Below are 2184 nucleotides of genomic sequence, written 5' to 3' on the forward strand. Positions count from 1 at the left end.
CCCATGGCTGACTTAGTGAGTCATCTTCAGCATAGAGGCTCTGATTTAGCTTGGTGAGCTCAGCTTCGATTGTTTCTAACGTCTCATCACTCAAGTCTGGGTTTTCTGTTTTCCACTGTTCGAACAAGGTTCTCGTCTTCACACCGTCTTTCATTTTCAGAGCTGCAATCAGCGCTTCTGCCGTATCGGATTGACGTTCATCTTTTTGCTTTGATCTTACTGCTGTAGCGCGGCGTGACCAGAAGTAGAAAGCAAACGCCGAGCTGATTAACCATAATGCTGCAAACAGCGCTGTTAGATAAGGCCACATTCCTGGGTTTTCAACGGTAACAATCGTCGGGCTGGCTTGTTGTGCCGGTGCTTCAATCGCTGGAGGAGGCATACTTGATGTTGCTCGCTCACTAGCTTGTACCGACAATTTTAAGCCAAGCGCTTTAGTGGTTTGTTCCGATTGCGTATCGGTGTTGAACCAAGCTTGAGACACATCAGGAAGCGAGATATTTCCGGCCTCTTTCGGAATCAATATTTGCTTATAAACGACCACAGCATCACCAGACTGGGTTGTGCCAAATTGCGGTTTCTCTTCATACACGCGCACCGATTTAGGGTAGGTGATGTTCAGTTTTGGTAACTGGTGTTGGGTCAAGTTGCTGGCTGTCATTGTGATGGTACGAGTTAACGAATCACCGGCTTCCATTTCAATATTCTGCTTGTCGCCACCTAAAGCATTGCTACCTGTCAGCTCGTTGCCTTGGCTATCTGACCATTTCTGAATCAACTTGAAGTTCGATGTTGGTAACCACTCACCTTGATAGCCTTTTGGTACAGGATTCACTGTGACATCTAAGGTTTCAACGGGCGTGTCGAGTTGGAAAAGGCGCGTTGTGCTTGAGTTGTTGGTTGAGTAAACAACAGCACCGGTTAACTTTGGCCCTTGAAGCTGAAATTGTCCTGCTTGTTGTGAGGATATATGGAAAGATTGCTGAACAACGGTGACTTCTTGTCCGTTGATAACATCTTGGAACTGTTTCGACTCACCGATGGGTTCCACGTCCAAATTTGATGAGTTTGGTAGAGAGATTTGGGGATCTTGTAATCTTCTTGGATCCGCTTTGATGATGAGTTTTACATCAAGTTCCGCGACCTCTTGAGGGTATAGCGAGTCTTTACTCAGATTAAGTTGAAACTCGGCCATATCACTCTGCTTTGGAGCTGCTTTATTAACCGAAACGTTGATGGTGATCGGCTTAGTTTTAGCGCCTTCAATATCAAAGCTAGGAATCTCTAATCGGCCTAATCGAAGTGGGGCAAGGGTAATATTCCACTCGCTAGACACAGTGCGGCTACCATTGATGATTCGCATTGATGACCCAAAGCTTGGGGTGCCGACGTAGAAATTCTTCTGAAGGAAGGTTAGATCTAAAGCACCGGACGATACTTTTTCATCGGTCGCCACTCTAAGTAGGAAGACTTCATCTTTGGTAACACTGTTTTGCGAAACACTCGCCACAGCGGTCGCTGCGAATACAGAGTGTGACGAGAAAACACCGATTAGCAGTGTCAGTAGCATTGATAAAAATGGCTTGTTTAAAGATCGCATGGTTACCACTTTTTGTTTTGGTTGTTAGGAGTACTTTTTTGGCGTGCTTGTAGAATCATTTGCGCTTTAAGCAGTTGGCTCGGGTCACGGGCGCTTTCTACTTGCTCAAGCTTTCGCATATCCGGATCGCTCGACATAGGTTGACCTGATGCTTGTGCTGCAGCTGGTTGAGTGTTGTTATCACTGTCTTCCTTAGCAGCCTCTTGTGCTTGGGCAGTTTGAGATGCTAAGTCACCTTTGTCCTGTGAGTGTTTATCTGCTTGATCCGCTTTGTTTTGTTGCACAGCTTGCTTGTCGCTTTCTTCATCCGTCTTGGAATCAGAGCGGCTATCATCAGCTTGGCTTTGGTCAGTATTCTGATCTTGGTTTTCACTTTGATCTTGTTTGTTGCTTTGATCTTGGCTACCACTTTGACTTTGCGACTTCCCATTGTCAGCTGAGCTTTGTTGTTGATCCTGCGAGCTTTGCGAAGAATCGTCTTGCTGACCTTGCTGACCTTGCTGACCTTGCTGACCTTGCTGACCTTGCTGGTCTTGTTCGTTTTGGTCTTTGGACTTAGAATCGTCTTGCTGTTGCTGTTGCTG

Annotated in this window: 1 protein-coding gene and 1 pseudogene; both read right to left on the reverse strand. The window is 46.1% G+C overall.

All coding sequences use genetic code 11. The features are described from left to right. Nucleotides 1–1600, reverse strand: a 1600-nt coding sequence (locus tag AB4653_RS26035) for a BatD family protein (RefSeq protein ID WP_372105669.1), incomplete at its 3' end; no start/stop codon positions are given. A gap of 2 nt (nt 1601–1602) precedes the next feature. Continuing rightward, a pseudogene (locus AB4653_RS26040) lies at nt 1603–2184 on the reverse strand (hypothetical protein); the annotation flags it as partial.

The organism is Vibrio sp. 10N.222.48.A3, from assembly GCF_041475345.1.
In the GTDB taxonomy this organism is placed as follows: Bacteria; Pseudomonadota; Gammaproteobacteria; order Enterobacterales; family Vibrionaceae; genus Vibrio; species Vibrio tasmaniensis_A.